Consider the following 25,005-nt stretch of genomic DNA (forward strand, 5'->3'; position numbering starts at 1 on the left):
CGTATTACTCCAAATTACTTGATAGTTACGCTATTAGATTTAAAGAAACGGACTTTTTTGCCATCTTCGAATCTAAAGCCTACACGGTCAGCCTTACCAGTTGCCGCGTTGAACAGCGCAATGTTGGAAACTTGAATTGCAGCTTCTTTTTCAACAATGCCACCTGGTTGGTTCAGGGCCGGAACCGGCTTCTGATGTTTTTTAACCAGGTTGATACCTTCAACAATGACCTTACTAGCAGACAGGACATTCTTTACTTTACCGCGCTTACCTTTGTCTTTCCCGGTTAGCACGATAACTTCGTCATCACGACGGATTTTCGCTGCCATGGTTCGCTCCTTAGAGTACTTCTGGTGCCAGAGAGATAATTTTCATGAACTTCTCATTACGCAGTTCACGAGTTACCGGCCCAAAAATACGCGTGCCGATTGGCTGCTCGCTGTTATTATTTAAAATAACACAAGCGTTACCATCGAAGCGAATGACAGAACCGTCCGGGCGACGTACACCCTTCTTGGTGCGCACCACTACCGCCTTCAGAACATCGCCTTTCTTCACCTTGCCACGAGGAATTGCTTCCTTGATGGTGATCTTGATGATGTCGCCGATGCCTGCGTAGCGACGGTGCGAGCCACCTAGAACCTTGATACACATTACGCGACGTGCACCGGAGTTGTCGGCCACGTTCAGCATAGTCTGTTCTTGGATCATGTTAGTGCTCCGCTAATGTCAACTACTACTTTAGGACCCAGAATAGGTCGTTTAAAAGCCCCACTAATGAGGGCGCGGCATTATAACACCGGTTCCACATCCTTTGATAGGAAAAAGTGGGTAGAAAAAATAAGCGGCCCATTTTCAGAGCCGCTTATTATGTTCGAGTCAGCTACTCTATTACAGAATCGCTTTCTCTACAACGCGAACAAGTGTCCAAGACTTAGTCTTTGACAATGGACGGCATTCGCGGATTTCTACCACGTCACCGATTCCACATTCATTGTTCTCGTCATGTACATGCAATTTCGTCGTACGACGGATGAATTTCCCATAAATTGGGTGCTTCACCACACGTTCGATAGCAACAACCATGGATTTCTCCATTTTGTCACTAACTACGCGACCTTGCAGAGTACGGATTTGGTCAGTCATTACGCACCCGCCTTCTCAGTCAGTAAAGTCTTAACACGTGCGATATTACGGCGCACTTGTTTCGACAGGTGAGTTTGTTGCAGCTGGCCACTAGCCGCCTGCATGCGCAAATTAAATTGCTCACGCAGCAGGTTGAGCAGCTCAGTGTTCAGCTCTTCAACGCTTTTTTCACGCAGCTCTTGTGCTTTCATTACATCACCGTCTTAGTTACAAAGGTGGTTCCTACAGGCAGTTTCGCTGCAGCAAGCTTAAATGCTTCGCGAGCAGTTTCTTCCGGTACACCAGCCATTTCAAATAAAACTTTTCCTGGCTGGATCAGGGCAACCCAATACTCTACGTTACCCTTACCTTTACCCATACGCACTTCGAGCGGCTTCTCAGTGATCGGCTTGTCCGGGAATACACGGATCCAGACCTTACCTTGACGCTTAATTGCACGTGTCATCGCACGACGGGCTGCTTCGATTTGACGAGCCGTCAGGCGGCAACGGCCACAAGCTTTCAGGCCGAACTCACCGAAGCTAACATCCGTACCTTGCGCAAGGCCACGGTTACGGCCTTTGTGCATCTTACGGAATTTTGTACGCTTTGGTTGTAACATCAGCGATTCTCCTTACTTGCGGCCTTTACGCTGCTGCTTTTTAGGTTGAGCAGCCGGTTCCGGTTGTTCAACAGCAGCCATACCACCCAAGATCTCACCTTTGAAGATCCATACCTTAACGCCGATTACACCATAAGTGGTGTGCGCTTCAGATGTGTTGTAATCGATATCCGCACGCAGTGTATGCAACGGAACACGACCTTCACGGTACCATTCGGTACGCGCGATTTCAGCACCGCCAAGACGGCCGCTTACTTCAACTTTGATACCTTTAGCGCCAAGACGCATTGCGTTCTGTACAGCACGCTTCATAGCACGACGGAACATAACGCGACGTTCCAGCTGTGAAGTGATGCTGTCAGCAACCAATTTTGCGTCCAGTTCCGGTTTACGGACTTCGGCGATATTAATCTGTGCAGGAACGCCAGCGATATCCGCTACGACCTTACGCAGTTTTTCGACATCTTCACCTTTCTTGCCGATAACGATGCCAGGACGAGCGGTGTGAATAGTCACACGGATGCTCTTCGCTGGACGCTCGATAACGATGCGAGAAACGGAAGCTTTCGCTAATTCTTTAGTCAAGAATTGGCGAACTTTAAAGTCGCTGTCCAGGTTGTCAGCGAATTCTTTGGTATTTGCGTACCAGGTAGAGTTCCAAGCTTTGACAATACCTAGTCGAATACCATTAGGATGTACTTTCTGACCCATTGCTAGTCTCCAGAGTCTCAGCGATCGGACACAACCACAGTAATGTGGCTGGTGCGCTTCAGGATGCGATCTGCACGACCTTTTGCACGAGGCATAATGCGCTTCATGCTAGGGCCTTCGTCTACGAAGATCTTCGTGACTTTCAGATCATCGATGTCAGCGCCATCGTTGTGTTCTGCGTTAGCAATGGCAGACTCCAGTACCTTCTTAACCAAACCAGCAGCTTTCTTGTTGGTATAGGCCAGAGTTTCCAGAGCTTGCGACACTTTCTTACCGCGAATCAGATCCGCTACCAAGCGAACCTTCTGAGCAGAAGAACGAGCGTGGCGATGTTTAGCGATAGTTTCCATCTCTTCCTCCTACCTTAGCGCTTTTTAGCCTTTTTATCGGCCGCATGGCCGCGATAAGTACGGGTCGGCGCGAATTCACCCAGTTTGTGACCGACCATTTCATCGGAAACAAAAACGGGAACGTGCTGACGACCATTATGGACAGCGATGGTCAAACCGATCATATTTGGAAAGACCGTTGAACGACGGGACCAAGTCCGAATTGGCTTCTTGTCTCCGCTTTCCACCGCTTTCTCTACCTTCTTCAGCAAGTGCAGGTCAATGAAGGGACCTTTCTTGAGAGAACGTGGCATGGCTTATCCTCTAATTATTTTTTACTACGGCGACGTACGATGAACTTATCAGTACGCTTGTTGCTACGGGTCTTCTTACCTTTGGTTTGAACGCCCCACGGGGTTACCGGGTGCTTACCAAAGTTACGACCTTCACCACCACCGTGTGGGTGATCGACTGGGTTCATCGCCGTACCGCGAACGGTAGGACGAATACCACGCCAACGACTAGCACCTGCTTTACCCAGCACACGCAGCATGTGTTCAGCGTTACCGACTTCACCTAAGGTGGCGCGGCAATCAGCTAGAACTTTGCGCATTTCGCCGGAGCGCAGACGCAGGGTCACGTAGGAACCGTCACGAGCAACGATCTGAACGTATGCACCAGCAGAACGAGCCAATTGGCCGCCTTTACCTGGTTTCATTTCTACGTTATGAACCGTTGAACCAACTGGGATGTTACGCATAGGCAGGGTGTTACCTGCTTTAATTGCAGCATCAACGCCAGATTGAATCTGGTCACCAGCTTTCAGGCCTTTTGGCGCCAGGATATAACGGCGTTCGCCGTCTTTGTACAGAACCAGTGCGATATTCGCAGAACGGTTCGGATCGTACTCCAGACGCTCAACCACAGCAGGGATACCATCTTTGTTGCGTTTGAAGTCAACCAGACGATAATGTTGCTTGTGGCCACCACCGATATGACGGGTAGTGATACGGCCATTGTTGTTACGGCCACCGCTTTTGCTTAATTTCTCAAGCAACGGGGCATAAGGCTTACCCTTATGCAACTCCTGGTTAACCACTTTAACAACGTGGCGACGACCCGGAGACGTAGGTTTACATTTAACAATTGCCATTGTTTACTCCTCCGACTTACTCTGCGCCGCCGATGAAGTCCAGATTCTGGCCTTCTTTCAGGGTGACGTAAGCTTTTTTCCAGTCGCTACGACGACCAACACGCTGACCGTGACGCTTACTCTTGCCTTTAACCAGCAAGGTGTTAACGTCTTCGACTTCGACTTCAAACAGTTTCTGCACTGCAGCTTTAATTTCTGCTTTGGTCGCGTCTTTGGCAACTTTGAGAACGATGGTGTTATTCTTTTCCATCGCAGCGGATGCTTTTTCAGATACATGCGGCGCGCGCAGTACTTTCAGCAGACGTTCTTCACGAATCATGCCAGCATCTCCTCAACTTGCTTCACAGCATCAGCAGTCATAACCACTTTGTCGAAGGCGATCAGGCTAACTGGGTCAATACCAGCAACATCACGGACATCAACCTTGTACAGGTTGCGAGCTGCCAAGAACAAGTTCTCATCCAGTTCACCAGTGATGATCAGTACATCTTCCAGAGCCATATCTTTCAGCTTCTGCGCCAGCAACTTAGTTTTAGGTGCTTCAACAGAGAACTTTTCGACAATGATCAGACGATCTTGACGTACCAATTCGGACAGAATGCTTTTCAGCGCGCCGCGGTACATCTTTTTATTTACTTTCTGACTGTGGTCCTGAGGCTTCGCAGCAAAGGTCACACCACCTGAACGCCAGATTGGGCTCTTTACAGAACCTGCACGCGCACGGCCGGTGCCTTTCTGGCGCCACGGTTTTTTACCGGAACCAGTCACTTCGGCGCGGGTCTTCTGAGCACGAGTACCTTGACGGGCACCTGCTGCATAAGCAACAACAACCTGATGTACCAGCGCTTCGTTGAAATCACGACCGAAGGTAGTTTCGGAAACAGTCAGCGCGCCTTGCGCGTCTTTCAATACTAATTCCATTGCTATCCCCTTACGCCTTCACAGCTGGTTTAACGATCAGGTTGCCACCGGTAGCGCCCGGTACAGCACCCTTAACCAGCAGTAGGTTGCGCTCAGCGTCAACACGTACTACGTCCAGGCTTTGAACGGTTACACGCTCGTCACCCAGGTGGCCAGCCATTTTCTTGCCTTTGAACACTTTGCCCGGAGTCTGGTTTTGACCGATAGAACCCGGAACACGGTGAGACAAGGAGTTACCATGGGTAGCATCTTGGGTGCGGAAGTTCCAGCGCTTAACAGTACCGGCAAAACCTTTACCTTTAGATGTACCTGTAACGTCGACTTTCTTAACGTCAGCAAAAATCTCGACGCTAATTTCTTGACCAGCAGTGAACTCTTGACCTTCTGGAAGGCGGAATTCCCACAGACCACGGCCAGCTTCTACGCCAGCTTTAGCGAAATGACCCGCTTCTGGTTTAGTAACGCGGTTAGCTTTTTTAGCACCGGTAGTTACTTGTACAGCACGGTATCCGTCGTTCTCCAGGCTTTTGACCTGAGTTACACGGTTCGCTTCAATTTCGATAACAGTTACTGGGATTGAAACGCCATCTTCTGTGAAGATACGCGTCATGCCCACTTTCTTACCGACTAAACCAATCATTGTTTCAACCTCTCAATCGCTCAATGACCTGATTAACCCAGGCTGATCTGCACGTCTACACCGGCAGCCAGATCCAGACGCATCAGAGCATCAACGGTTTTCTCGGTTGGCTCAACGATGTCAACCAGACGCTTGTGAGTGCGAATCTCGTACTGATCGCGCGCATCTTTATTGACGTGCGGAGAGATCAGAACGGTAAAGCGCTCTTTGCGAGTTGGCAGCGGGATCGGACCACGAACCTGCGCACCAGTGCGCTTGGCAGTCTCGACGATTTCCGCAGTTGATTGATCGATCAAACGATGATCAAACGCTTTCAGGCGGATACGGATTCTTTGGTTCTGCATGAGACCAGAGCTCCAATTATTTATAAACGTAAATGATTACTCCTCGCACCCATTTCGATTGATGGGGGAGTGTAATCGTTCAACATATAACCCCCATATCGGGAGTATTGTTCAGTTCCAACACTAGGCTGTAACCGACAGATTAGTTTCAATCTGACCTATCAAGATTAGGTAGGCCCGCGCATTATACTGAAATACCGACAGGAAGCAAGCCAGTGTTGAAAATCTATGCGAAAACTTACCAGATAACTTAATTTGAGGGGAATAGGTCTATTTTTACAGGTCTGAAAATGAGAAGTAGAGTGAGGCCAAGGAGGTTCTCACTCTTTTGACTGAATATACGATGGTTGAGTAAACGACGGTGCAGTGAGGAAAAAACTAGTCTTTTGCCAATTGAGCCTGGGAGTAGTTCTGTATCCCCAAACGTTCAATGAGGCTCAGCTCTGTTTCCAGCCAGTCTATGTGGCCTTCTTCTTCCGCTAGAATTTCCTTCAACAAATCGCGACTGACATAGTCATGAATAGAATCAGCATAGGCAATGCCTTCGCGCAGATCCTTAGCTCCTGCTAATTCGAGGGCTAAATCTGACTTCAATATTTCTTCAACGTCTTCACCAATATTCAGCTTACCTAAATCTTGTAAGTTAGGAATACCTTCGAGGAATAAGATGCGCTCGATATATTTATCCGCATGCTTCATTTCGTCGATTGATTCGTGATACTCCTTATCATTAAGGCGCATCAGCCCCCAGTTTTTAAACATTCGGGCGTGGAGAAAATATTGATTGATAGCAACTAACTCGTTTCCGAGTAGTTTATTGAGATGTGCAATTATCTTTTTATCGCCTTTCATAGTTATACCCTCCGCTTCCAGTACTAAAAGTGTAGTACCAGATGGCAAAGTGTGGGGAAAACTTCTCCCTGCTAACGATTAGGCAACATCATTCATTTCTGGAATGTTAGCGCGTTCCTCAATCAAGATTTCTCTGGCCTGTCGAATGCACTTCCCGCAGTCTGTACCAATTGGTACTAATTGGCGCAGCTGTTGAATGGTATGTGGATGGTGCTGACGCACAGCTTTACGGATAACTTTGTCAGATACCGCATTACACAGGCAAACATACATAAAATGACTCACTTCTTAACCAAGATCCACAGTGTAAATAAGAATGCGAGTTATTTCAATTAAGATTATTTTCTTTAGGCAATAAAAAAGGGCGCCGAAGCGCCCTCTTACTTGATCAATAACGTAATTAATCAATAAAACAATTAAGCGATAACTTTAGCAACAACACCAGCGCCTACAGTACGGCCGCCTTCACGGATTGCGAAACGCAGGCCGTCGTCCATTGCGATTGGGTGAATCAGAGTAACAACCATGTTGATGTTGTCACCTGGCATCACCATTTCAACGCCTTCTGGCAGTTCGATGGTACCGGTTACGTCAGTTGTACGGAAGTAGAACTGAGGACGGTAGCCTTTGAAGAACGGAGTATGACGGCCGCCTTCGTCTTTGCTCAGAATATAAACTTCTGATTCAAAGGTAGTGTGTGGCTTGATAGAACCTGGTTTAGCAAGAACTTGACCACGTTCGATATCTTCACGTTTGATACCACGCAGCAGAACACCAACGTTCTCACCAGCACGGCCTTCGTCCAGCAGTTTGCGGAACATTTCAACGCCGGTACAAGTAGATTTAACAGTATCTTTGATACCAACGATCTCTACTTCTTCACCAACTTTAACGATACCGCGCTCTACACGACCCGTTACAACAGTACCACGGCCGGAGATAGAGAATACGTCTTCGATTGGCAGCAAGAATGGCTTATCAATAGCACGTTCTGGCAGTGGAATGTAGGTATCCAATGCTTCAGCCAATTCGATGATTTTAGCTTCCCACTCAGGAATGCCTTCCAGTGCTTTCAGAGCTGAGCCCTTGATTACTGGAATGTCGTCGCCTGGGAAATCGTAAGCAGAAAGAAGTTCACGCACTTCCATTTCTACCAGTTCCAGCAACTCTTCATCATCAACCATGTCACATTTGTTCATGAATACGATCATGTATGGAACGCCAACCTGGCGACCCAACAGGATGTGCTCACGAGTCTGTGGCATAGGGCCATCAGTTGCAGCAACAACCAAGATCGCGCCGTCCATCTGAGCAGCACCGGTGATCATGTTTTTAACGTAGTCGGCATGCCCTGGGCAGTCAACGTGCGCATAGTGACGTGCTGGGGTGTCATATTCAACGTGAGAAGTGTTGATAGTGATACCACGTGCTTTTTCTTCTGGTGCGTTATCGATCTGATCGAAAGCACGAGCGCTACCGCCGTAGGTTTTAGCCAGTACGGTGGTGATTGCAGCAGTCAGGGTAGTTTTACCATGGTCAACGTGGCCGATAGTACCGACGTTTACATGGGGTTTGTTACGTTCAAATTTTTCTTTAGACACGACTATATTCCTTACTCTTGTGCTCTCCCACTTATGAGAGAGCACTGGATCATTGTTTTAAACCCGAAAGCTTATTTGCCACGGGCTTCGATAACGGCTTTAGCGACGTTACTAGGTGCTTCAGCATACTCCAGGAATTCCATGGAGTAAGAAGCACGGCCCTGAGTCTGAGAACGCAGGTCAGTAGCATAACCGAACATTTCAGACAACGGAACCTTGACGCGAACGGTTTTACCGGTAGCAGTATCTTCCATACCTTCGATGATACCACGACGACGGTTAAGGTCGCCCATTACGTCACCCATGTAATCTTCAGGGGTTTCGACTTCAACCTTCATGATTGGCTCAAGCAGAACTGGTTTAGCTCGTTTGAACCCTTCTTTAAAGGCGATAGAACCGGCTAATTTAAACGCCAATTCTGAGGAGTCAACGTCATGGTAAGAACCGTAGTGCAGACGGATTTTAACGTCAACAACCGGGTAACCAGCCAGAGGACCGGCTTTCAGTTGTTCCTGGATACCTTTATCAACAGCAGGGATGAACTCTTTAGGAATAGAACCACCAACGATTTCGTTGACGAACTCATACCCAACACCACCCGGTGGCAACGGAGACATGTCGATAACAACATGACCGTACTGACCACGACCGCCTGACTGCTTAGCATGCTTACCTTCCACGTCCTTAACGGTATCGCGGATAGTTTCACGGTATGCAACCTGAGGTTTACCAACGTTTGCTTCCACATTAAATTCGCGGCGCATACGGTCAACCAGGATATCCAAGTGCAGCTCACCCATACCAGCGATGATAGTCTGACCAGATTCTTCGTCAGTCCAAACGCGGAATGATGGATCTTCTTTCGCCAGACGACCCAGAGCCATACCCATTTTTTCTTGGTCGGCTTTGGTTTTTGGTTCAACGGCAACAGAGATTACTGGCTCTGGGAACTCCATACGTTCCAAGATGATCGGATTAGTTGGATCACACAGAGTGTCACCCGTCGTCACATCTTTCAGACCGATCGCTGCTGCGATGTCGCCTGCACGAACTTCTTTGATCTCTTCACGTTTGTTGGCGTGCATCTGAACGATACGGCCCAGACGTTCACGCTGTGAACGTACTGAGTTCAACACTGTGTCACCGGAGTTAACAACACCAGAGTACACACGGAAGAACGTCAGGTTACCCACAAACGGGTCAGTAGCAATTTTGAATGCTAGTGCAGAGAACGGCTCTTTGTCGTCTGAGTGACGAACAGCCGGAGTATCTTTACCGTCGTCCAAAATACCGTTGATTGCTTCAACGTCAGTTGGTGCTGGCAGATAGTCGATAACTGCATCCAGCATTGCCTGTACGCCTTTGTTCTTAAACGCAGAACCACAGGTAACCAAGATGATTTCGTTGCGCAGAACGCGTTGACGCAAAGCTTTCTTGATTTCTTCCTCGGTCAGCTCTTCGCCGCCCAAGTATTTATCCATCAGCTCGTCAGATGCTTCTGCAGCAGATTCAACCAGATTCTGGTGCCATTCAGCAGCCAGCTCAGCCATATCAGCCGGGATCTCTTCGTATTCGAAGGTCACGCCCTGATCAGCTTCGTTCCAGTTGATCGCTTTCATTTTCACCAGGTCGATAATACCGGTGAATTTCTCTTCCGCGCCGATTGCCAGTTGCAATGGAACTGGATTCGCGCCCAGACGAGATTTAATCTGACCAACAACTTTCAGGAAGTTAGCACCCATGCGGTCCATTTTGTTAACGAACGCAATGCGTGGAACTTTATATTTGTTAGCCTGACGCCATACGGTTTCAGACTGTGGCTGAACACCACCAACTGCACAGTAAACCATTACCGCGCCATCAAGAACACGCATGGAACGTTCTACTTCGATAGTGAAGTCAACGTGCCCTGGGGTGTCAATGATGTTGACGTGATGTGGTTCGTACTGTTTAGCCATACCAGACCAGAAGCAGGTAGTAGCCGCAGAAGTAATGGTAATACCACGCTCCTGCTCCTGTTCCATCCAGTCCATGGTGGCTGCGCCGTCATGAACTTCACCGATCTTGTGGTTTACACCGGTGTAAAACAGGATACGTTCGGTAGTGGTTGTCTTACCGGCGTCGATGTGAGCGCTGATACCGATATTACGATAGCGCTCAATGGGTGTTTTACGAGCCATTTGATTCCTCTATTCCTAGGGCGTTCATTCGGTTAACCCATGCGGGTTGGCTTAAAGCGCCCGCATGGTTAGCATGACTACTGCGTGGTGATTACCAGCGGTAGTGCGCGAACGCCTTGTTAGCTTCAGCCATACGGTGAACGTCTTCACGTTTCTTAACAGCAGAACCTTTGTTCTCTGCTGCGTCAGACAGTTCATTCGCTAAGCGCAAAGCCATGGATTTATCACCGCGTTTACGAGCAGCATCAACGATCCAACGCATTGCCAAGGCATTACGACGAACCGGACGAACTTCAACTGGTACCTGATAAGTAGAACCACCAACGCGGCGAGACTTAACTTCGACAGTCGGGCGCACGTTGTCCAGAGCTACTTCGAAAGCTTCCAGAAAATCTTTACCAGAACGCTGAGCCAGGGTCTCCAGCGCGGTATAGACGATTGCTTCTGCAGTAGATTTCTTACCATCTACCATCAGGATATTTACAAATTTAGCCAGCAATTCAGATCCGAACTTAGGATCTGGTAAAATTTTACGCTGGCCAATTACACGACGACGTGGCATGGAAATACTCCGTTGTTAATTCAGGGTTGTCCAAAACTCTAAGAGTTTATTTTGACATTAATGTGAAAATGTTTGGCCTTACTTAACGGAGAACCATTAAGCCTTTGGCTTCTTCACGCCGTACTTAGAACGTGATTGCTTACGGTCTTTAACACCTGAGCAGTCAAGCGCGCCGCGAACGGTGTGGTAACGCACACCTGGCAAGTCTTTAACACGACCGCCACGGATCAGGATCACGGAGTGTTCCTGAAGGTTATGACCTTCACCGCCGATGTAGGAGGTGACTTCAAAACCGTTAGTTAAACGCACACGACAAACTTTACGCAGTGCGGAGTTAGGTTTTTTCGGGGTGGTTGTATATACGCGGGTACATACACCACGTTTCTGCGGGCATGCTTCCAGCGCAGGAACGTTGCTTTTAGCAACCTTCATGCTGCGTGGCTTGCGAACCAGCTGGTTAATCGTTGCCATTATTAAAAAAGCTCCTGGTTTTTTGCTTCGTAAACACGTGATAAATCCCCCTCGTTTGCACTACTGGCAGAGAACGAGGACGCAGAATTTTATGGCTGACTATCTAAGGTGTCAAGAAATATACAGCATTGACTGCATTACCATGCCAGTTGCTGCTGATGTTTTAGGGTCAAATCCACAAAGCGAGTATAACCGATTAGCATGATTTTGTCTGAAATTTGACCACCCAAGCCACGGGCAATAACGTCATCTTCCAACACAAATAGCGAAGCGGGGTTATTTAACAACAAGTTAAGACTTTCACTATTTTTTAAAACCGCCATCACTCCATTTTGCAGAAATAGAATTTCATCTTCCGATGTGACGAGTTTCAGCAATGCAGATAAATCGCAGTGATAAGGTGAATGACTGACGGTATACAGCATTATGGCTACCCAAATCTCATTAGAAAGTCAGTACAACATCATAATTTGCCAATTGGCGGCGTAAATTTACCGGAGATAACACCGCAACATCAAGTATCCAATCCGTCACTTCACTCAATCCACGCTGCTGTAATGAGGCTTCACAGATATAACAATTCTCAACATCGTACAGAGGTAAGACACCGAAAGTTGCAATATAGTTTCTGGAGAGAATTTTTTCTGGCTGCTGCTGTGGCAAAAGCTGCAAAACACCATCCGAAATAAAGAATACCCCGATGTCTTCACTCAAAGCAGAAGTTGCCAGCAAGGCATCTAACCCTTCCCGTCCCGCTGAATTACCATGCGGGCTTTGGGTGAAAACAAAAGCAACACTATTCTTACCATTCTCTGCCATTAAAATTGCACCATGCGGTCACAGGTTAATGCGGCTTCAGCCAGTGCACCTAGCCCACTCAAGGTAAAACCGGGTTGCAGATTTGCTCCCGCCAAATCGAGTTGGTCAGCTTCATTTTGGTCAGTAACACCACGGCGCAATGCCGCCGCCACACAAACATTTAGCTCAATCGAATGGTTAAGTGCGAGTTGCTGCCACGCCCGTACCAAATCAAACTCATCACTAGCAGGTGCAGTTAATTGGTTAGCATTCAAAACACCTTCGCGGTAGAAGAAAACACTAACCAAATTATGGCCTGAACTTATCAGTGCTTGGGCGAACTGATAGGCGCTGCTGGCCTGCTGGGTGCCATAGGCTGGGCCTGTGACCATCAGACAATATTTCGCCACCTTTGCCCCTGACATTAACGCTCGTGTCCCACGAGATCGCCACTTTTGAACTGGCGAATGTAAAGATAAACCGTGTGTTTGGAAATATTTAGTCGCTCAGCCACCTGATTAATTGCATCTTTGATATCAAAAATACCTTTCTCATACAGATTGAGAACAACCTGGCGGTTCTTCGCATTGTTAGACACATTGCGATCAGCATTAACTTCCTCAATAGTAAATTCCAGTGTTTGCGCCACCAAGTCATCGACCGATGAAGCAAAGTTTACTGAGGAAGCAACCTCCTGAGTTTCCGGCGGCATGAAAGTCTTAATGATTTGCGAGAAAGGCACATCCAGATTTATGTTAATACATAACAGGCCAATAGCGCGCTGGTCGCGGTTACGGATAGCGATAGTGACAGATTTCATCAGCACACCGCTTTTGGCGCGTGTGAAATAGGCTCTTGAAACACTGCTGTCTGCACCCGCCATATCATGCAGCATCCGCAGGGCCAGGTCAGTTATCGGCGAGCCAATTTGCCGGCCGGTGTGTTCGCCATTAGCAATTCTTACCGCAGAGTTTTTCAGGTCTTCCAGTGAATGCAGGACAATTTCACAGTGGTTGCCAATAAGCATCGCCAAGCCATCAACGATAGCTTCGTATGATTTGAGTATTTCATGGTCCGTCTGACTGAACGGACGTTCATCCAGTAAATCCAGTTCACTGGTTTCGCTACTGAGAAGCGAATTAGACATCGAAGACACCATCCTCTACATAAAGCCTGTCTCAATATCGTCGGCAGACTCATAACTCAAATATATCGAATTTTAAGTCTAGCAAATATGCCGAGATAAAATCCTTGCGTTTGCGCGTGATCTTGACGTTAAGCCCACAAACCATAAATCGTCAAGTTATCAACGAGCAGAAGGTAGATATACCGCAAAAAAAACCGCCACGACAATTATCGCGGCGGTTATAGCAGAACCGGGTACTAGGTTACGACAACAAAGGCGCTAAATTATTTTTTAGCTTTTGCGTCCGTAGCAGCAGGTTGTTCTTCTTGAGCGTCAGCTTTAGGTGCCGCTTTAACATCCAACAACTCTACATCAAATACCAGAGTAGAGTTGGCTGGAATGCCTGGGACGCCAGTTTTGCCGTAAGCTAACTCTGGTGGAATAACCAGAGTGACTTTGCCGCCTTTCTTGATTTGCTTCAGGCCTTCGGTCCAGCCAGGGATAACACCATCAAGACGGAAAGACAGTGGCTCACCGCGTTTGTAAGAGTTATCAAACTCAGTACCATCGGTCAGAGTCCCTTTGTAGTTAACTACCACGGTATCACTGTCTTTTGGTGCTTCACCGGTACCGGCTTTCTCTACTTTGTACAGCAGGCCAGATTCAGTTTTCTTCACATCTTTTTCTTTAGCAAAAGTTTCGCGGTACTTAGCACCTTTATCGGCGTTTTCTTTAGCATCTTGCTCCATTTTGGCTTGAGCAGAAGCTTTCACGCGCGCTTCAAAACCTTGCAAGGTTTTTTCGATTTCTTCATCAGTCAGTTTACTTTTGCTCGCAAAAGCATCCTGTACGCCGGCGATCAACTGGTCTTTATCCAGTTTGATGCCCAATTTTTCTTGCTCTTTCAGGGAGTTATCCATATAACGCCCTAATGATGCACCTAATGCATATGCAGATTGCTGGTCATCATTCTTAAATGCGCTATTTGTCGTTGCAGCCGCATCAGCGGTTTTGGCTGTTTCAGCAGCAAAAGTCGCAGAAGTATTCAGGGTCAGCGCCATGGTGGTAGCCAGTAGCGTTACTTTAAACAGTGATTTCATCCATTTCTCCATTGGCTTAAGGACACTTACCCCAAGCAACGATTATAAGTGTGTCTTGTACTATAACTGTCTGTGCGAACACAAAACAATCTCTATGCAGATGCTATTAAGTGATATTAAGACTTTTTTTACTACAAGAAGTTTCGTTTTATCGATATCTTGACCCTCTCAGGGCAATCATGGGGTTTTACAGGTAGTATTGCCCGCCCTTGTTTTATGGCCGTCGAGCTGTTTTATGGCCGTCAAACGGAAAGTGATCAGAGGGTATGGTTTGCAGTCATAAGAGGATATTAAGATGGAACAATCCCTGTTTGAGCAACGGCTAGAAACGCTGGAGAGCCGTCTGGCATTTCAGGAAGTGACGATTGAAGAACTCAATTTGATCGTGACGGAGCACCAGATGGAAATAACCAAATTACGCGAACATCTGCGTTTATTGACCGATAAGCTGCGAGAGTCTCAGTCTTCCATGATGGCTTCACCAGCAGAAGAGCCGCCGCCGCCGCACTATTAGTCGCTCGCGTAATTGCAATTCGATTGACATAAATAGCAAAAAGCCAGCCGCAAGGCTGGCTTTTGACTGACCATATCAAATGTTAGTGACAGGTCAGATGTTAGTGACAGCCGCAGCCGCCGCCTTTACCACAACCGCCTTTACCATGTTCGTGACCTTGGTCACTTTCATCATGGCCGTGGCCACCGCAGCAACCGTCACCGTGTTCATGGTGATGATCATGCTCACCATGGACGTGACCATGCTGCAGTTCTTCTTCTGTTGCTTCACGGATAGCAACCACTTCAACGTGGAAGTTCAAATCCTGACCCGCCAGCATATGGTTACCATCAACCACAACGTGCTCGTCTTCAACAGCCGTGATTTCGACTGGCACTGGGCCTTGGTCGGTATCAGCCAGGAAACGCATGCCAACTTCCAACTCGTCAACGCCCATAAAGACGTCTTTCGGTACGCGCTGCACCAGATTCTCATCATAGCTGCCGTAACCTTCGTCGGCGTTTACACGCACGTCAAAGCTGTCGCCCGCTTCGTGGCCTTCGAGCGCTTTTTCCAAACCTGCGATCAGGGAACCGTGGCCGTGCAGGTAGTCCAACGGCGCGCTCACCGGAGACTCATCAACTAACACACCGTCTTCTGTACGCACCTGGTAAGCCAGGCTGACCACCAAGTCTTTTGCTACTTTCATGATATCTCCTACCCTTGGAACAAAAATTGGCACAGATTGTAGCGGAAATCTGCACCGCTGTACTCTTCAGCATAAAAAAACACGAAGAATAACGCTACTCTGGATCGAAAATTCCGATCACTTGTTCATTCTCACGGACATGCTGATTGACCTGTTCATCCGTCTGACGCTGATGGTGACCGCACTTAACACACTCCACCACTTCTACTTGATCTTCACGCCATAAAGCCAGCGTATCCAGTGCCTTACATTGAGGACAAACAGCCCCGGCGATGAATCTTTTACGTGTTGCTGTCTTGTTATTTGGCGGAATTGTTTTGTTATTTAGCGTAATAGACATCATTTTCTCCGGCATTATTCGTATTCATCCCACCCATCTAACTGCCGACTTTCATGCAGCATTTCTCGTTGGAAAATATCTTCCAGCTCACGGCGGGCTTCTTTAATTCTGGAAATTTGCGCGACATCCCCATGATGCTGCGGTACCAGCTCACGCAACATTCGCATGTCGAGACGGCGGAAATGTTGCTGTGCTCGGTAGGCCTGATGCGGATGCATCCCTAATTCCAGCAGTGTTTTTCGCCCCAACTCCAACGCACTGGAGAAAGTCTCGCGCGTAAAATCTTTAACCCCATTTTGCAGCAATTCATGCGCTTCAACACGCCCTCTGGCACGGGCCAGGATGTGCAAGTTGGGGAAATGTTGCTGGCATAAATGCACCAGCGTCATGGTGTCTTCCGGCTCGTTACAGGTGATCACGATAGCTTTGGCTTTTTCCGCTCCGGCAGCCCGCAACAGTTCTAGCTCGGTAGCATCGCCATAGTAAACTTTATAGCCGTATTTGCGCATCACACTGACGGCACTGACATCGCGCTCCAACACGGTAATGCGCATTTTGTTCGCCATCAGTAAGCGCCCAATCACCTGACCAAAGCGCCCGAAGCCGACAATAATGACCTGCGGGTCATTATCTTCAACAAACGGCTTCTCGTCGCTCTCTTCCTGCGCGTTGTAACGGCGGATCAAAATGCGGTCAATCCCCTGCATCAAAAGCGGCGTGGTCATCATCGACAGAGTGACCACCACCAGCAGCAATGCCAGTTGTTCAGCATCCAACACGTGCTGAGAGAATGCTGCGGAGAATAACACGAAAGCAAATTCGCCCCCTTGACTTAGCACTCCAGCAAATTGCAGCCGCACCGAACGGCGCAAGCCAAATGTCCGCGCCAAACCATATAGCACTGCGCCTTTGATGAAGACCAAGGCCAGCACGCCGAGCAGCACATCCAACAAGTGAGTAAACAAGACGCCGAGGTTCAAAGCCATCCCGACAGAGATGAAAAATAGCCCGAGCAGCAGCCCTTTAAAGGGTTCGATGGCAATTTCCAACTCATGCTGGAATTCACTTTCAGCCAGTAATATCCCAGCGATAAAAGTCCCTAGCGCCATTGATAGGCCCAGAGCATCCATAAACAGCGCCGACCCCAATACCACCAGCAAAGCCGCAGCAGTGAAAACTTCCCGCACACCAGAGGCCACAATGTAGCGGAATAATGGGCGCAGCAAATAGCGGCCGCCAATCAGCATGCCAGCAAAAGCCGCGATTTTGATGCCAATCTTGACCCAATCATTCGCCGCCCCGCCGCCACCGGCCAAAATAGGAATCAGCGCCAAGGCGGGGATCACCGCCATATCCTGAAACAGCAAAACCGAGAAACCGAGCTGGCCGCCTTCATTGCGGTTCATGCCCTTTTCCCGCATCAGCTGCAATGCCATCGCGGTTGAAGACATCGCCAAACCGACACCGCCAATCACCGCCGCCTGCCAGGCAAAATGGCTAAAGTAGAGCAATGCCCCCAGCACCGCTGCGGTTATCACCACCTGACCCGCACCAACGCCAAAAATAGAGCGCCGCAACTGCCAAAGCTTGGCCGGATTCAATTCCAAGCCAATGATAAACATCAGGAAAACAACACCCAACTCGGAGAAATGGAGTATTTCATCGACATCACGAATAAAGCCCAATCCCCAAGGGCCAATGGCGATACCCGCAATCAAATAGCCCAAAACCGCCCCAATACCGAGGCGCTGGGCAATGGGAACCGCCACCACAGCGGCAAATAAGAATAATAAAATCGCGGTCAGTAGCGCCGAGCTTTCCATATTCAAAGCCCTCCGGTCGGTAGCGGTGACTGCAACCACTGCCCATAAGCTTGCGCATGACTGGCCAGGACTTCCGGCTTCTGCCGCCGTGCCCAGTAAATAATCATCGGATTCATCCAATGCATATGGCACATAGCTGCCGTCAATTCGAAAGGCCGCAAAATATCTTCCATCGGGTAACGGTTATAACCGCCAACGCGATAGGCTCCTTCTGGCTCGCCGGTAGTTATCACCGAACGCCAGTATTTACCGGTCAAAGCATGCCCCCCGACCCCATTAGCAAAGCCACGCGCCAGCACCCGATCCAGCCACTCTTTCAGTAACGCCGGGCAACTGTAAGTATAAAGAGGATGTTGAAAGACAATAATTTGATGCTCACGTAGCAATTGCTGCTCATGGTGAATATCAATAAAGAAATCCGGATAATGTGCATATAAATCGTGCACAGTGACATGCTCTAGCTGCTGCACCGGTTGCAGTAAAACCCGGTTAGCCACCGAGTCCTGTGATTCCGGATGGGCATACAGCAGCAAAACCTTGGGTGGCTGCGACATCATTCCCCTCCAAAGCGTCGTCAGGGTCCGGTTTTTCCGTTACCATGCTTCGCAAAGACCAAAAAATAGGGCGCTAAACACCCTGTTCACCCTCACATAATGACAATTTAACATACGGCACTCTATGATTGTTTTTTCCTCACTACAAATTCGACGTGGTACTCGTGTCTTGCTGGACAACGCGACAGCAACGATTAACCCTGGGCAAAAGGTCGGGCTGGTCGGCAAAAACGGCTGTGGTAAATCCACTCTGCTGGCGTTGCTCAAAGGCGAACTCAGCGCCGATGGGGGCAATGCCACTTTTCCCAGTAACTGGGCGCTGGCTTGGGTCAATCAAGAGACCCCCGCTCTGGATGTGCCGGCGATAGAGTATGTTATCGACGGCGATCGCGAATATCGTCAGTTAGAGGCCGAACTTCAGGCCGCCAATGAAAAAAATGACGGCCATGCCATTGCTACCGTGCATGGCAAACTCGATGCCATTGACGCCTGGACCATTCAGTCGCGTGCAGCCAGTTTGCTCCACGGGCTGGGCTTTTCTCAAGAGCAATTACAGCAGCCGGTGCGTTCATTTTCCGGCGGCTGGCGGATGCGCCTTAACTTGGCGCAAGCACTGGTTTGCCGCTCTGATTTGCTGTTGCTGGATGAACCGACCAACCATTTAGATTTGGATGCAGTGATCTGGCTGGAAAAATGGCTGAAAAGCTACCCCGGCACACTGGTGCTGATTTCCCATGACCGTGATTTCCTTGATCCTATTATTGATAAAATTCTGCATATTGAACAGCAGACTCTGAATGAATATACCGGTAACTATTCATCTTTCGAACGCCAGCGCGCCACCAAGCTGTCGCAGCAACAATCGATGTATCAGAATCAGCAAGAAAAAGTCGCGCATCTGAAAAGTTATATTGACCGTTTTCGTGCCCAAGCGACCAAAGCCAAACAAGCCCAAAGCCGTATTAAAATGCTTGAGCGGATGGAGCTGATTGCACCGGCCCATGTGGATAATCCATTCCACTTCAGTTTCCGCACACCGGAAAGCTTGCCAGACCCCCTGTTACGGATGGACAAAGTCAGCGCCGGTTATGGCGACCGCACTATTTTAGAATCCATCAAGCTCAATCTGGTGCCGGGCTCGCGCATCGGCCTGCTAGGCCGCAATGGCGCGGGTAAATCTACTTTAATCAAACTGTTAGCAGGGACACTGGAACCAAAAAGTGGTGAAATCGGTCTGTCCAAAGGGATTAAACTGGGTTACTTCGCCCAGCATCAGCTTGAATTCTTACGAGCAGATGAATCTCCGCTGCAACATATGAGCCGCCTGGCCCCCAAGGAGCCGGAGCAGCAGTTGCGCGATTATCTCGGTGGCTACGGTTTTCAGGGGGATCAGGTTACCGACCCTACCGCTCGCTTCTCCGGTGGTGAAAAAGCGCGGCTGGTATTGGCGCTGATTATCTGGCAGCGCCCTAACCTGTTGCTGCTGGATGAACCGACTAACCATCTGGATCTTGATATGCGCCAGGCATTGACCGAAGCCTTAATTGATTTCGAAGGCGCATTGGTGGTGGTGTCCCATGATCGTCACTTATTACGGTCTACTACTGATGACCTTTACCTGGTACATGACGGTAAAGTGGAGCAGTTCGACGGCGATCTGGAGGATTATCAACAGTTTCTGGTGGATGTACAGCGCCAGCAAAACCAGCAAGATAACCCCGGCAAAGAGTTATCCGGCAACAGCGCACAACAACGCAAAGACCAAAAACGCCGCGATGCTGAGTTCCGCAGCCAAACCCAGCCTTTGCGTAAGCAAATTATGACGCTGGAAAAACAGATGGATAAACTCAGTACCGAATTAGCAGCAGTTGAGGAGCAACTCGCTGATTCCGCGCTGTACGACATAGCTCGCAAGAGCGATCTCACCCAATGCTTACAACAGCAGACGCAGGTGAAATCCAAGCTGGAAGAAACTGAGATGCATTGGTTGGATGCACAAGAGCAGTTGGAGAATATCACCAAGCAATTTGAAGCGGGGTAACCCGCTTTTCAAAAAAGACCTATATTAAGGATAATAAGGTTATGAATAAAAAGGATATTACCGTCATAGTGCCGGTATTTAATTGTCAATCAACAGAATAAGGGGCTATCTGCGGCGCGTAATGCTGGAATAGCCCGGGCGACCGGAACCTGGATTGCATTTGCCGATGGAGATGACTGGCTGGCTCCCGAGACTTTATCAACCTGGCTACAGCAAGCTAATCAACAACAACTCGATTTATTGATTGGCAATGGCTATTCCTTCGTCACCGCCCCCCAACACTCCACCAGCCCCCAACTGTTGCATAAATAGTCTTGGGGTCAGGTACTGAGTGGTAAACAATGGATTATTGGGAGTGTTGAGCGCAATGAGTGGCCACATTATGTCTGGCTGCAACTGATTCGCCGTGATCTTATTCAAACCCATCAGCTCGCATTCATCCCAGAAATGTTACACGAAGATATTCTGTGGACAGTCCAACTGGCATTAGTAGCACAACGTGTGGGTTACTGTGCCGCACCATTTTATGGCTACCGCACCAATCCCAGTTCAATCACTCACTCCCATTCAACTCAAGATATCTTGCTTCGAGCGAACAGCTATATCAATATTATCAAAGGATTAGTTGATATCGCTGACGCGGCAGAGCCAAACTTACGCCGTACTTTGCTCCGCCATGCTAACCAAGAGAGCGGCCATTTTTTAGGGCTGATGCGCAAAAGATTGCCCACCTCATCGGAACGCAGCGTACTCGCCACCAAGTTCTGTCAATTGAAGTTACACTCAGCCCTGTTCCGCGGCATTGGTAACAAACATGAGTTCTGGCGGGCACTACGTTGCACACTGACTATCACGCGTTATGCATGGCAAAAACATTCATTACATAAATAGATATTAAATTGATGTTTATTTTTGTTATTGCTCAGAGGATTTTAATGTCTAATAAGGCATAAAACTATTTCTGGGGAAAGTATCAATGCAGCGCATTTTGGTCATCCGAATTGATTTCCTTGGCGATATGATCTGCACCACTGCTTTTTTACATGCACTAAAACAGCGGTGGCCTGCAGCTGAGATTCATGTCTTAGCGAACAAATACAACCGGGCAGCACTGGCACGCAACCCTGATGTCAGTGCAGTACATACTTACGTTTACAGCAAACAATGTGAACGAAATCAGCAGCCTGGCAGACTTAAAAGCCTTCTTGATCGCTTGGCCTTGATTTGGCAATTACGGCGTTTGCGTTTTGATTTGCTGGTAATTCCTAATGGCGGCATGAATAAAAATAGTATTCAGTTCGCCAAGCAACTTAATGTGGCCGATAGCCGCTGGCATACTCCTGTCAGTGAGTTTGATGACCGCAATCCTGACCATGTTGTTAACCGGCCAATACGCCACGAAGCACTCTCCGGTTTCGCACTGGTGCCAGAATTAGAGCAAATTGATACTGAAGCAGTGAAACTGCATATCTATCCTGATCCTGAATTGCAGGCGAAATGGCAGACAGAACTCGGTAAAAAAAAGCGGCCACGGGTCGGTTTTTTTGTTTCTAACAAAGCCCCGCAACGGCGTTGGAGTTGGGAGAAGTGGCAACAGTTGGCGCTGAAACTCAGTGATCAGGCTGATATCATCATTCTTTATGACCCTCAAGAGCCACCGAGTGAGCAACAGTTGGCAAGTATCGCAGCGCGCCCTTTGTTAACCCCCTCGGTTGATGAGTTTGTGGCCGCAGCCAGCCAGTTGGATGTGGTGATTTCCGCCGACAGTGCGCCGGTACATATCAGTTCAGCACTGCAAATCCCGGTGGTGGCTTTGTTTGAATCCCGACCAGAGAAATATCTGCGTTGGTATCCGCTAACTCGCCACATATTGCTGCACGCCGGCCCGCAGGTCGAAGACATCACCGTCGATGCCGTCGAAACTGCCGCCCGCACCCTGTTGGTTGACGCGCCGTCACTGTTGGAACCTACTGAGGCCGGAACACCGGCTTATCCCCGAGAATCGTCGCTCGGTGCATAATCCGCCGCTGTGGTAAATAATCCGCATTGGCATAGTGTTGGGTGACGCGGTTATCCCAGATAGCCACGTCATCCTGCTGCCAGCGCCAGCGCACCTGGAACTCGGGTTTTGTGGTGTGGGCAAACAGAAAACGCAGTAGCGCATCACTCTCTTTATCACTCAAATCAATAATTCGAGTAGTGAATCCTTCATTGACGAATAATGCCTGACGCCCACTCACCGGGTGGGTGCGCACCACCGGATGGAGCAACGGCGGATTTTTCTCTTTTGCCAACAACCAGCGCTGATGATCTTCCGGCGTAGCGCGGTGTTTGCGCTCCAGAAAAGAATGAGTGAAATCATGCTCCGCCTGTAACCCCGCCAATAGCTGCTTAAACGGCGCGGAAAGGGCTTCATAAGCCGCAATCCCACTGCTCCATAACGTATCGCCGCCGGTTGTCGGCAACTGCTTGGCCGCCAGAATCGCGCCCAATGGCGGATTTTCGATAAACGTCACGTCAGTGTGCCAGTTGTCATTATCCGGTGGGTTATCATCGTGCGTGTCCAACACAATGATTTCTTCACACTCTTTAGCATGAGGGTAAACCGGGTGAATATGTAAATCGCCAAAGCGCCCGGCTAACTCGCGTTGCTGTAGAGGGGTAATCGGCTGATTGCGGAAAAACAGCACTTGATGCTTGAGCAAAGCATGATAAAGCTGCTCAAACTGGCTGTCTCCCAATGGGCGGGCGATATTAATATTCTCAACCAACGCCCCAATATATGGCCCCAACGGGGTCACGACCAAACGTTCATTCATTGCTGTGCTCCATACCAAGGCGTTAACCGGCGCTGAATCGCCCGCAAACTTAATTCCATCCCAAAGGCGATAATAGCAATCACACTGATGCCGGCAATCACCACGTCAGTCGCAAGAAACTCACCGGCGGATTGCACCATAAAGCCCAAACCCCGGGTGGCGGCGATTAACTCGGCGGCCACTAATGTTGACCAACCGACCCCCAAACCAATGCGGATACCGGTTAGGATTTCCGGTAATGCGCTGGGCAAGATAACAAACCATAAAACCTGCCAGCGGCTGGCTCCTAGTGCGCGGGCGGCTCTTACTCGCACCTGCGCTACACTGCGCACCCCGGCCACGGCGGCCAAGGTGATCGGCGCGAAGATAGCCAGATAAATCAGCAGGATTTTTGAAGTCTCGCCAATACCAAACCAAATCACCATCAGCGGCAAATAGGCTAACGGCGGCACTGGGCGATAAATCTCAATCAGCGGGTCCAGCACCGCGCGCACCCGAGTGCTGAGGCCCATGGCGATCCCCGTCGGCACCCCCAGCGCCACGGCGGCGAACAGGGCAATTAAAATGCGCCCCAAACTGGCCGCCAAATGCTGCCATAGCGTGGCATCCATAAACCCCTGCGGGCTGGCAATCACTAATAATTGATGCAAAACCTGCTGCGGCGCGGGCAAAAACAGTGGGCTGATAAGCCCAAGCGCGGTGACTGCCCACCACAGCGCCACCACACTCGCCAACGTCGCGATACTGAGCCACACCCCTTTATTACCCGGTAAAAAACTACCCAGTAAAAAACTGCCCGGTAAAAAACTGCCAGGGAAACGGCGGGTGGGTTTTTGAGTGGGCAAAGATACTGGGCGCAAATTGGCTTCGCGCAATGTACTGTCGCGTATGGTGCTGTCGCGTATGGTATTGTGCAGACTCATATCAGGGCCTCCCGCTGTTGGAAGACTTTACCTAGCACGTATTCACGGCGGGCGATAAATTCAGGATCAGATTTAATGCTGCGGCAAGCTTCACCGTCGGCATAGCGCTGACCAAAGTTCAGTGATAACCGCTCGACCACCTGCCCCGGCCCTGGCGACAGTAGCAATAACTCACTGGCCAAAAATACCGCCTCTTCAATATCGTGCGTAATCAATAGAATTTGCTTGCCAGTATCACGCCAAATCGTCAGCAACAACTCTTGCATCTGTTCGCGAGTGAAAGCATCCAGTGCGCCAAACGGCTCATCGAGCAGCAATAAACGCGGGTCAACCGCCAGTGCACGGGCAATCCCGACTCGCTGGCGCATGCCACCGGAAAGCTGCCAAATAAAGTGATGTTCAAAACCGGCTAACCCGACCCGATGAAGCATTTTCAGCGCGGTTGCCCGCCGCTGGGATTGACTTAGCCCCGCCAGTTGCAAGCCAAACTCGACATTACTGACCACATCGCGCCACGGCAGTAAACCCTCATGCTGGAACACCACTCCCCGCTCGGCACTGGGGCCGTGAACCGGAATATCATCCAGAGTGATGCTGCCAGCTGAAGGCTCCATAAACCCGGCAATCAAATTCAACAAGGTGGTTTTGCCGCAGCCCGATGGCCCCAATACCACGACTAACTGTCCGGATGCGATTTGTAATGACACATCCTGTAAAGCCGGTTTGCCCTGATATTCAGCCCACAGGCCGCTGACGTTTAGCATAATA

34 protein-coding genes and 1 pseudogene are annotated in these 25,005 nt (G+C 49.2%); 4 read left to right on the plus strand and 31 right to left on the minus strand.

The features are described 5' to 3' along the window. Window positions 1-14 precede the first annotated feature (14 nt). The 24 genes from rplX to fkpA all read right to left on the minus strand — a co-directional run bounded on the left by rplX (window position 15) and on the right by fkpA (window position 14,535). Complete coding sequence (rplX, locus tag OVO64_RS05340) at window positions 15-329, minus strand: 50S ribosomal protein L24 (protein ID WP_038637108.1); 315 nt, start codon at window positions 327-329, stop codon at window positions 15-17. Window positions 330-339: 10 nt separating this feature from the next. Then, complete coding sequence (rplN, locus tag OVO64_RS05345; protein WP_002213325.1) at window positions 340-711, minus strand: 50S ribosomal protein L14; 372 nt, start codon at window positions 709-711, stop codon at window positions 340-342. A 180-nt stretch (window positions 712-891) separates the two neighbouring features. Next, entirely contained in the window at window positions 892-1,146 is a 255-nt protein-coding gene (gene rpsQ, locus OVO64_RS05350; protein WP_002228135.1) for a 30S ribosomal protein S17, read from the minus strand. After that, window positions 1,146-1,337, minus strand: a complete 192-nt coding sequence (rpmC, locus tag OVO64_RS05355) for a 50S ribosomal protein L29 (protein ID WP_005159843.1) — start codon at window positions 1,335-1,337, stop codon at window positions 1,146-1,148. Before rpmC ends, rpsQ begins: the two co-directional genes overlap by 1 nt. Then, the gene (rplP, locus tag OVO64_RS05360) at window positions 1,337-1,747 is read right to left on the minus strand and encodes a 50S ribosomal protein L16 (RefSeq protein ID WP_002218940.1); all 411 of its coding nucleotides are present in this window, start codon (window positions 1,745-1,747) and stop codon (window positions 1,337-1,339) included. Before rplP ends, rpmC begins: the two co-directional genes overlap by 1 nt. A 12-nt stretch (window positions 1,748-1,759) precedes the next feature. Continuing rightward, window positions 1,760-2,458 (minus strand): 30S ribosomal protein S3, encoded by a 699-nt coding sequence (rpsC, locus tag OVO64_RS05365; RefSeq protein ID WP_002221644.1) that lies wholly within the window; start codon window positions 2,456-2,458, stop codon window positions 1,760-1,762. A gap of 17 nt (window positions 2,459-2,475) precedes the next feature. Next, complete coding sequence (gene rplV / locus OVO64_RS05370; RefSeq protein WP_004391423.1) at window positions 2,476-2,808, minus strand: 50S ribosomal protein L22; 333 nt, start codon at window positions 2,806-2,808, stop codon at window positions 2,476-2,478. Between the two features lie 14 nt (window positions 2,809-2,822). Then, on the minus strand, window positions 2,823-3,101 hold the full coding sequence (gene rpsS, locus OVO64_RS05375; RefSeq protein ID WP_002213430.1) for a 30S ribosomal protein S19: 279 nt from the start codon (window positions 3,099-3,101) through the stop codon (window positions 2,823-2,825). Window positions 3,102-3,115: 14 nt separating this feature from the next. After that, entirely contained in the window at window positions 3,116-3,940 is an 825-nt protein-coding gene (gene rplB, locus OVO64_RS05380; protein ID WP_004391424.1) for a 50S ribosomal protein L2, read from the minus strand. A 16-nt stretch (window positions 3,941-3,956) separates the two neighbouring features. Further along, window positions 3,957-4,259 carry a 50S ribosomal protein L23 gene (rplW, locus tag OVO64_RS05385; RefSeq protein ID WP_005159841.1) on the minus strand — a complete coding sequence of 101 codons (303 nt, stop codon included), beginning with the start codon at window positions 4,257-4,259 and terminating at the stop codon, window positions 3,957-3,959. Further along, on the minus strand, window positions 4,256-4,861 hold the full coding sequence (rplD, locus tag OVO64_RS05390) for a 50S ribosomal protein L4 (RefSeq protein WP_004391426.1): 606 nt from the start codon (window positions 4,859-4,861) through the stop codon (window positions 4,256-4,258). Before rplD ends, rplW begins: the two co-directional genes overlap by 4 nt. A 10-nt stretch (window positions 4,862-4,871) precedes the next feature. Beyond that, on the minus strand, window positions 4,872-5,501 hold the full coding sequence (gene rplC / locus OVO64_RS05395) for a 50S ribosomal protein L3 (protein ID WP_004709250.1): 630 nt from the start codon (window positions 5,499-5,501) through the stop codon (window positions 4,872-4,874). Window positions 5,502-5,533: 32 nt separating this feature from the next. Beyond that, window positions 5,534-5,845 (minus strand): 30S ribosomal protein S10, encoded by a 312-nt coding sequence (rpsJ, locus tag OVO64_RS05400; RefSeq protein ID WP_001181005.1) that lies wholly within the window; start codon window positions 5,843-5,845, stop codon window positions 5,534-5,536. Between the two features lie 378 nt (window positions 5,846-6,223). Continuing rightward, window positions 6,224-6,697 (minus strand): bacterioferritin, encoded by a 474-nt coding sequence (bfr, locus tag OVO64_RS05405; RefSeq protein ID WP_032820222.1) that lies wholly within the window; start codon window positions 6,695-6,697, stop codon window positions 6,224-6,226. Between the two features lie 78 nt (window positions 6,698-6,775). After that, a complete protein-coding gene (bfd, locus tag OVO64_RS05410; RefSeq protein WP_004391429.1) occupies window positions 6,776-6,970 on the minus strand; it encodes a bacterioferritin-associated ferredoxin in 195 nt (64 codons plus the stop codon). A 143-nt stretch (window positions 6,971-7,113) separates the two neighbouring features. Then, on the minus strand, window positions 7,114-8,298 hold the full coding sequence (gene tuf / locus OVO64_RS05415; protein ID WP_038637113.1) for an elongation factor Tu: 1,185 nt from the start codon (window positions 8,296-8,298) through the stop codon (window positions 7,114-7,116). A gap of 71 nt (window positions 8,299-8,369) precedes the next feature. Beyond that, complete coding sequence (gene fusA / locus OVO64_RS05420) at window positions 8,370-10,478, minus strand: elongation factor G (protein ID WP_038637115.1); 2,109 nt, start codon at window positions 10,476-10,478, stop codon at window positions 8,370-8,372. A 91-nt stretch (window positions 10,479-10,569) separates the two neighbouring features. Then, entirely contained in the window at window positions 10,570-11,040 is a 471-nt protein-coding gene (gene rpsG, locus OVO64_RS05425) for a 30S ribosomal protein S7 (protein WP_002212324.1), read from the minus strand. 96 nt (window positions 11,041-11,136) lie between these two features. Next, the gene (rpsL, locus tag OVO64_RS05430; RefSeq protein WP_002212323.1) at window positions 11,137-11,511 is read right to left on the minus strand and encodes a 30S ribosomal protein S12; all 375 of its coding nucleotides are present in this window, start codon (window positions 11,509-11,511) and stop codon (window positions 11,137-11,139) included. A gap of 137 nt (window positions 11,512-11,648) precedes the next feature. Then, window positions 11,649-11,936, minus strand: coding sequence for a sulfurtransferase complex subunit TusB (gene tusB, locus OVO64_RS05435; RefSeq protein ID WP_038637117.1), 288 nt, complete (start codon window positions 11,934-11,936; stop codon window positions 11,649-11,651). A 19-nt stretch (window positions 11,937-11,955) separates the two neighbouring features. Continuing rightward, the gene (gene tusC, locus OVO64_RS05440) at window positions 11,956-12,330 is read right to left on the minus strand and encodes a sulfurtransferase complex subunit TusC (protein ID WP_038637119.1); all 375 of its coding nucleotides are present in this window, start codon (window positions 12,328-12,330) and stop codon (window positions 11,956-11,958) included. Continuing rightward, window positions 12,330-12,734: a sulfurtransferase complex subunit TusD gene (gene tusD, locus OVO64_RS05445; RefSeq protein WP_038637122.1), complete on the minus strand. Its 405-nt coding sequence runs from the start codon at window positions 12,732-12,734 to the stop codon at window positions 12,330-12,332. The genes tusC and tusD overlap by 1 nt, the downstream gene beginning before the upstream one ends. Continuing rightward, entirely contained in the window at window positions 12,734-13,456 is a 723-nt protein-coding gene (locus tag OVO64_RS05450) for a helix-turn-helix transcriptional regulator (RefSeq protein ID WP_038637124.1), read from the minus strand. The genes tusD and OVO64_RS05450 overlap by 1 nt, the downstream gene beginning before the upstream one ends. A gap of 263 nt (window positions 13,457-13,719) precedes the next feature. After that, the gene (gene fkpA, locus OVO64_RS05455) at window positions 13,720-14,535 is read right to left on the minus strand and encodes an FKBP-type peptidyl-prolyl cis-trans isomerase (RefSeq protein WP_038637126.1); all 816 of its coding nucleotides are present in this window, start codon (window positions 14,533-14,535) and stop codon (window positions 13,720-13,722) included. A 295-nt stretch (window positions 14,536-14,830) separates the two neighbouring features. Between fkpA and OVO64_RS05460 the strand changes: the two genes are divergently transcribed. Continuing rightward, complete coding sequence (locus OVO64_RS05460; protein ID WP_004391440.1) at window positions 14,831-15,049, plus strand: SlyX family protein; 219 nt, start codon at window positions 14,831-14,833, stop codon at window positions 15,047-15,049. A gap of 100 nt (window positions 15,050-15,149) precedes the next feature. Here the strand turns inward: OVO64_RS05460 and slyD are convergent, their stop codons facing one another. The 4 genes from slyD to kefG all read right to left on the minus strand — a co-directional run bounded on the left by slyD (window position 15,150) and on the right by kefG (window position 18,454). Continuing rightward, window positions 15,150-15,737, minus strand: a complete 588-nt coding sequence (gene slyD / locus OVO64_RS05465) for a peptidylprolyl isomerase (RefSeq protein WP_038637128.1) — start codon at window positions 15,735-15,737, stop codon at window positions 15,150-15,152. A gap of 94 nt (window positions 15,738-15,831) precedes the next feature. Continuing rightward, entirely contained in the window at window positions 15,832-16,077 is a 246-nt protein-coding gene (locus OVO64_RS05470) for a YheV family putative zinc ribbon protein (RefSeq protein ID WP_042562659.1), read from the minus strand. A 14-nt stretch (window positions 16,078-16,091) separates the two neighbouring features. Further along, on the minus strand, window positions 16,092-17,900 hold the full coding sequence (kefB, locus tag OVO64_RS05475) for a glutathione-regulated potassium-efflux system protein KefB (RefSeq protein ID WP_038637131.1): 1,809 nt from the start codon (window positions 17,898-17,900) through the stop codon (window positions 16,092-16,094). 2 nt (window positions 17,901-17,902) lie between these two features. Then, complete coding sequence (gene kefG / locus OVO64_RS05480) at window positions 17,903-18,454, minus strand: glutathione-regulated potassium-efflux system ancillary protein KefG (protein WP_038637134.1); 552 nt, start codon at window positions 18,452-18,454, stop codon at window positions 17,903-17,905. 124 nt (window positions 18,455-18,578) lie between these two features. Between kefG and OVO64_RS05485 the strand changes: the two genes are divergently transcribed. The 3 genes and pseudogenes from OVO64_RS05485 to OVO64_RS05505 all read left to right on the plus strand — a co-directional run bounded on the left by OVO64_RS05485 (window position 18,579) and on the right by OVO64_RS05505 (window position 22,515). After that, window positions 18,579-20,495 carry an ABC transporter ATP-binding protein gene (locus OVO64_RS05485; RefSeq protein ID WP_038637137.1) on the plus strand — a complete coding sequence of 639 codons (1,917 nt, stop codon included), beginning with the start codon at window positions 18,579-18,581 and terminating at the stop codon, window positions 20,493-20,495. Window positions 20,496-20,567: 72 nt separating this feature from the next. Continuing rightward, a pseudogene (locus OVO64_RS20500) lies at window positions 20,568-21,386 on the plus strand (glycosyltransferase); the annotation flags it as partial. 85 nt (window positions 21,387-21,471) lie between these two features. After that, on the plus strand, window positions 21,472-22,515 hold the full coding sequence (locus OVO64_RS05505; RefSeq protein ID WP_120011541.1) for a glycosyltransferase family 9 protein: 1,044 nt from the start codon (window positions 21,472-21,474) through the stop codon (window positions 22,513-22,515). Here OVO64_RS05505 and tauD read toward each other — a convergent pair. The 3 genes from tauD to tauB are packed head-to-tail and all read right to left on the minus strand — an operon-like array spanning window position 22,463 to window position 25,001. Beyond that, complete coding sequence (tauD, locus tag OVO64_RS05510) at window positions 22,463-23,314, minus strand: taurine dioxygenase (RefSeq protein ID WP_145586405.1); 852 nt, start codon at window positions 23,312-23,314, stop codon at window positions 22,463-22,465. The two genes, OVO64_RS05505 and tauD, sit on opposite strands and share 53 nt — an antisense overlap. Further along, window positions 23,311-24,237: a taurine ABC transporter permease TauC gene (gene tauC / locus OVO64_RS05515; protein ID WP_050291815.1), complete on the minus strand. Its 927-nt coding sequence runs from the start codon at window positions 24,235-24,237 to the stop codon at window positions 23,311-23,313. Before tauC ends, tauD begins: the two co-directional genes overlap by 4 nt. Next, entirely contained in the window at window positions 24,234-25,001 is a 768-nt protein-coding gene (gene tauB, locus OVO64_RS05520) for a taurine ABC transporter ATP-binding subunit (RefSeq protein WP_038637147.1), read from the minus strand. Before tauB ends, tauC begins: the two co-directional genes overlap by 4 nt. Window positions 25,002-25,005 lie beyond the last annotated feature (4 nt).

This window comes from Yersinia sp. Marseille-Q5920, assembly GCF_946902935.1.
Classification (GTDB): domain Bacteria; phylum Pseudomonadota; class Gammaproteobacteria; order Enterobacterales; family Enterobacteriaceae; genus Yersinia; species Yersinia rochesterensis.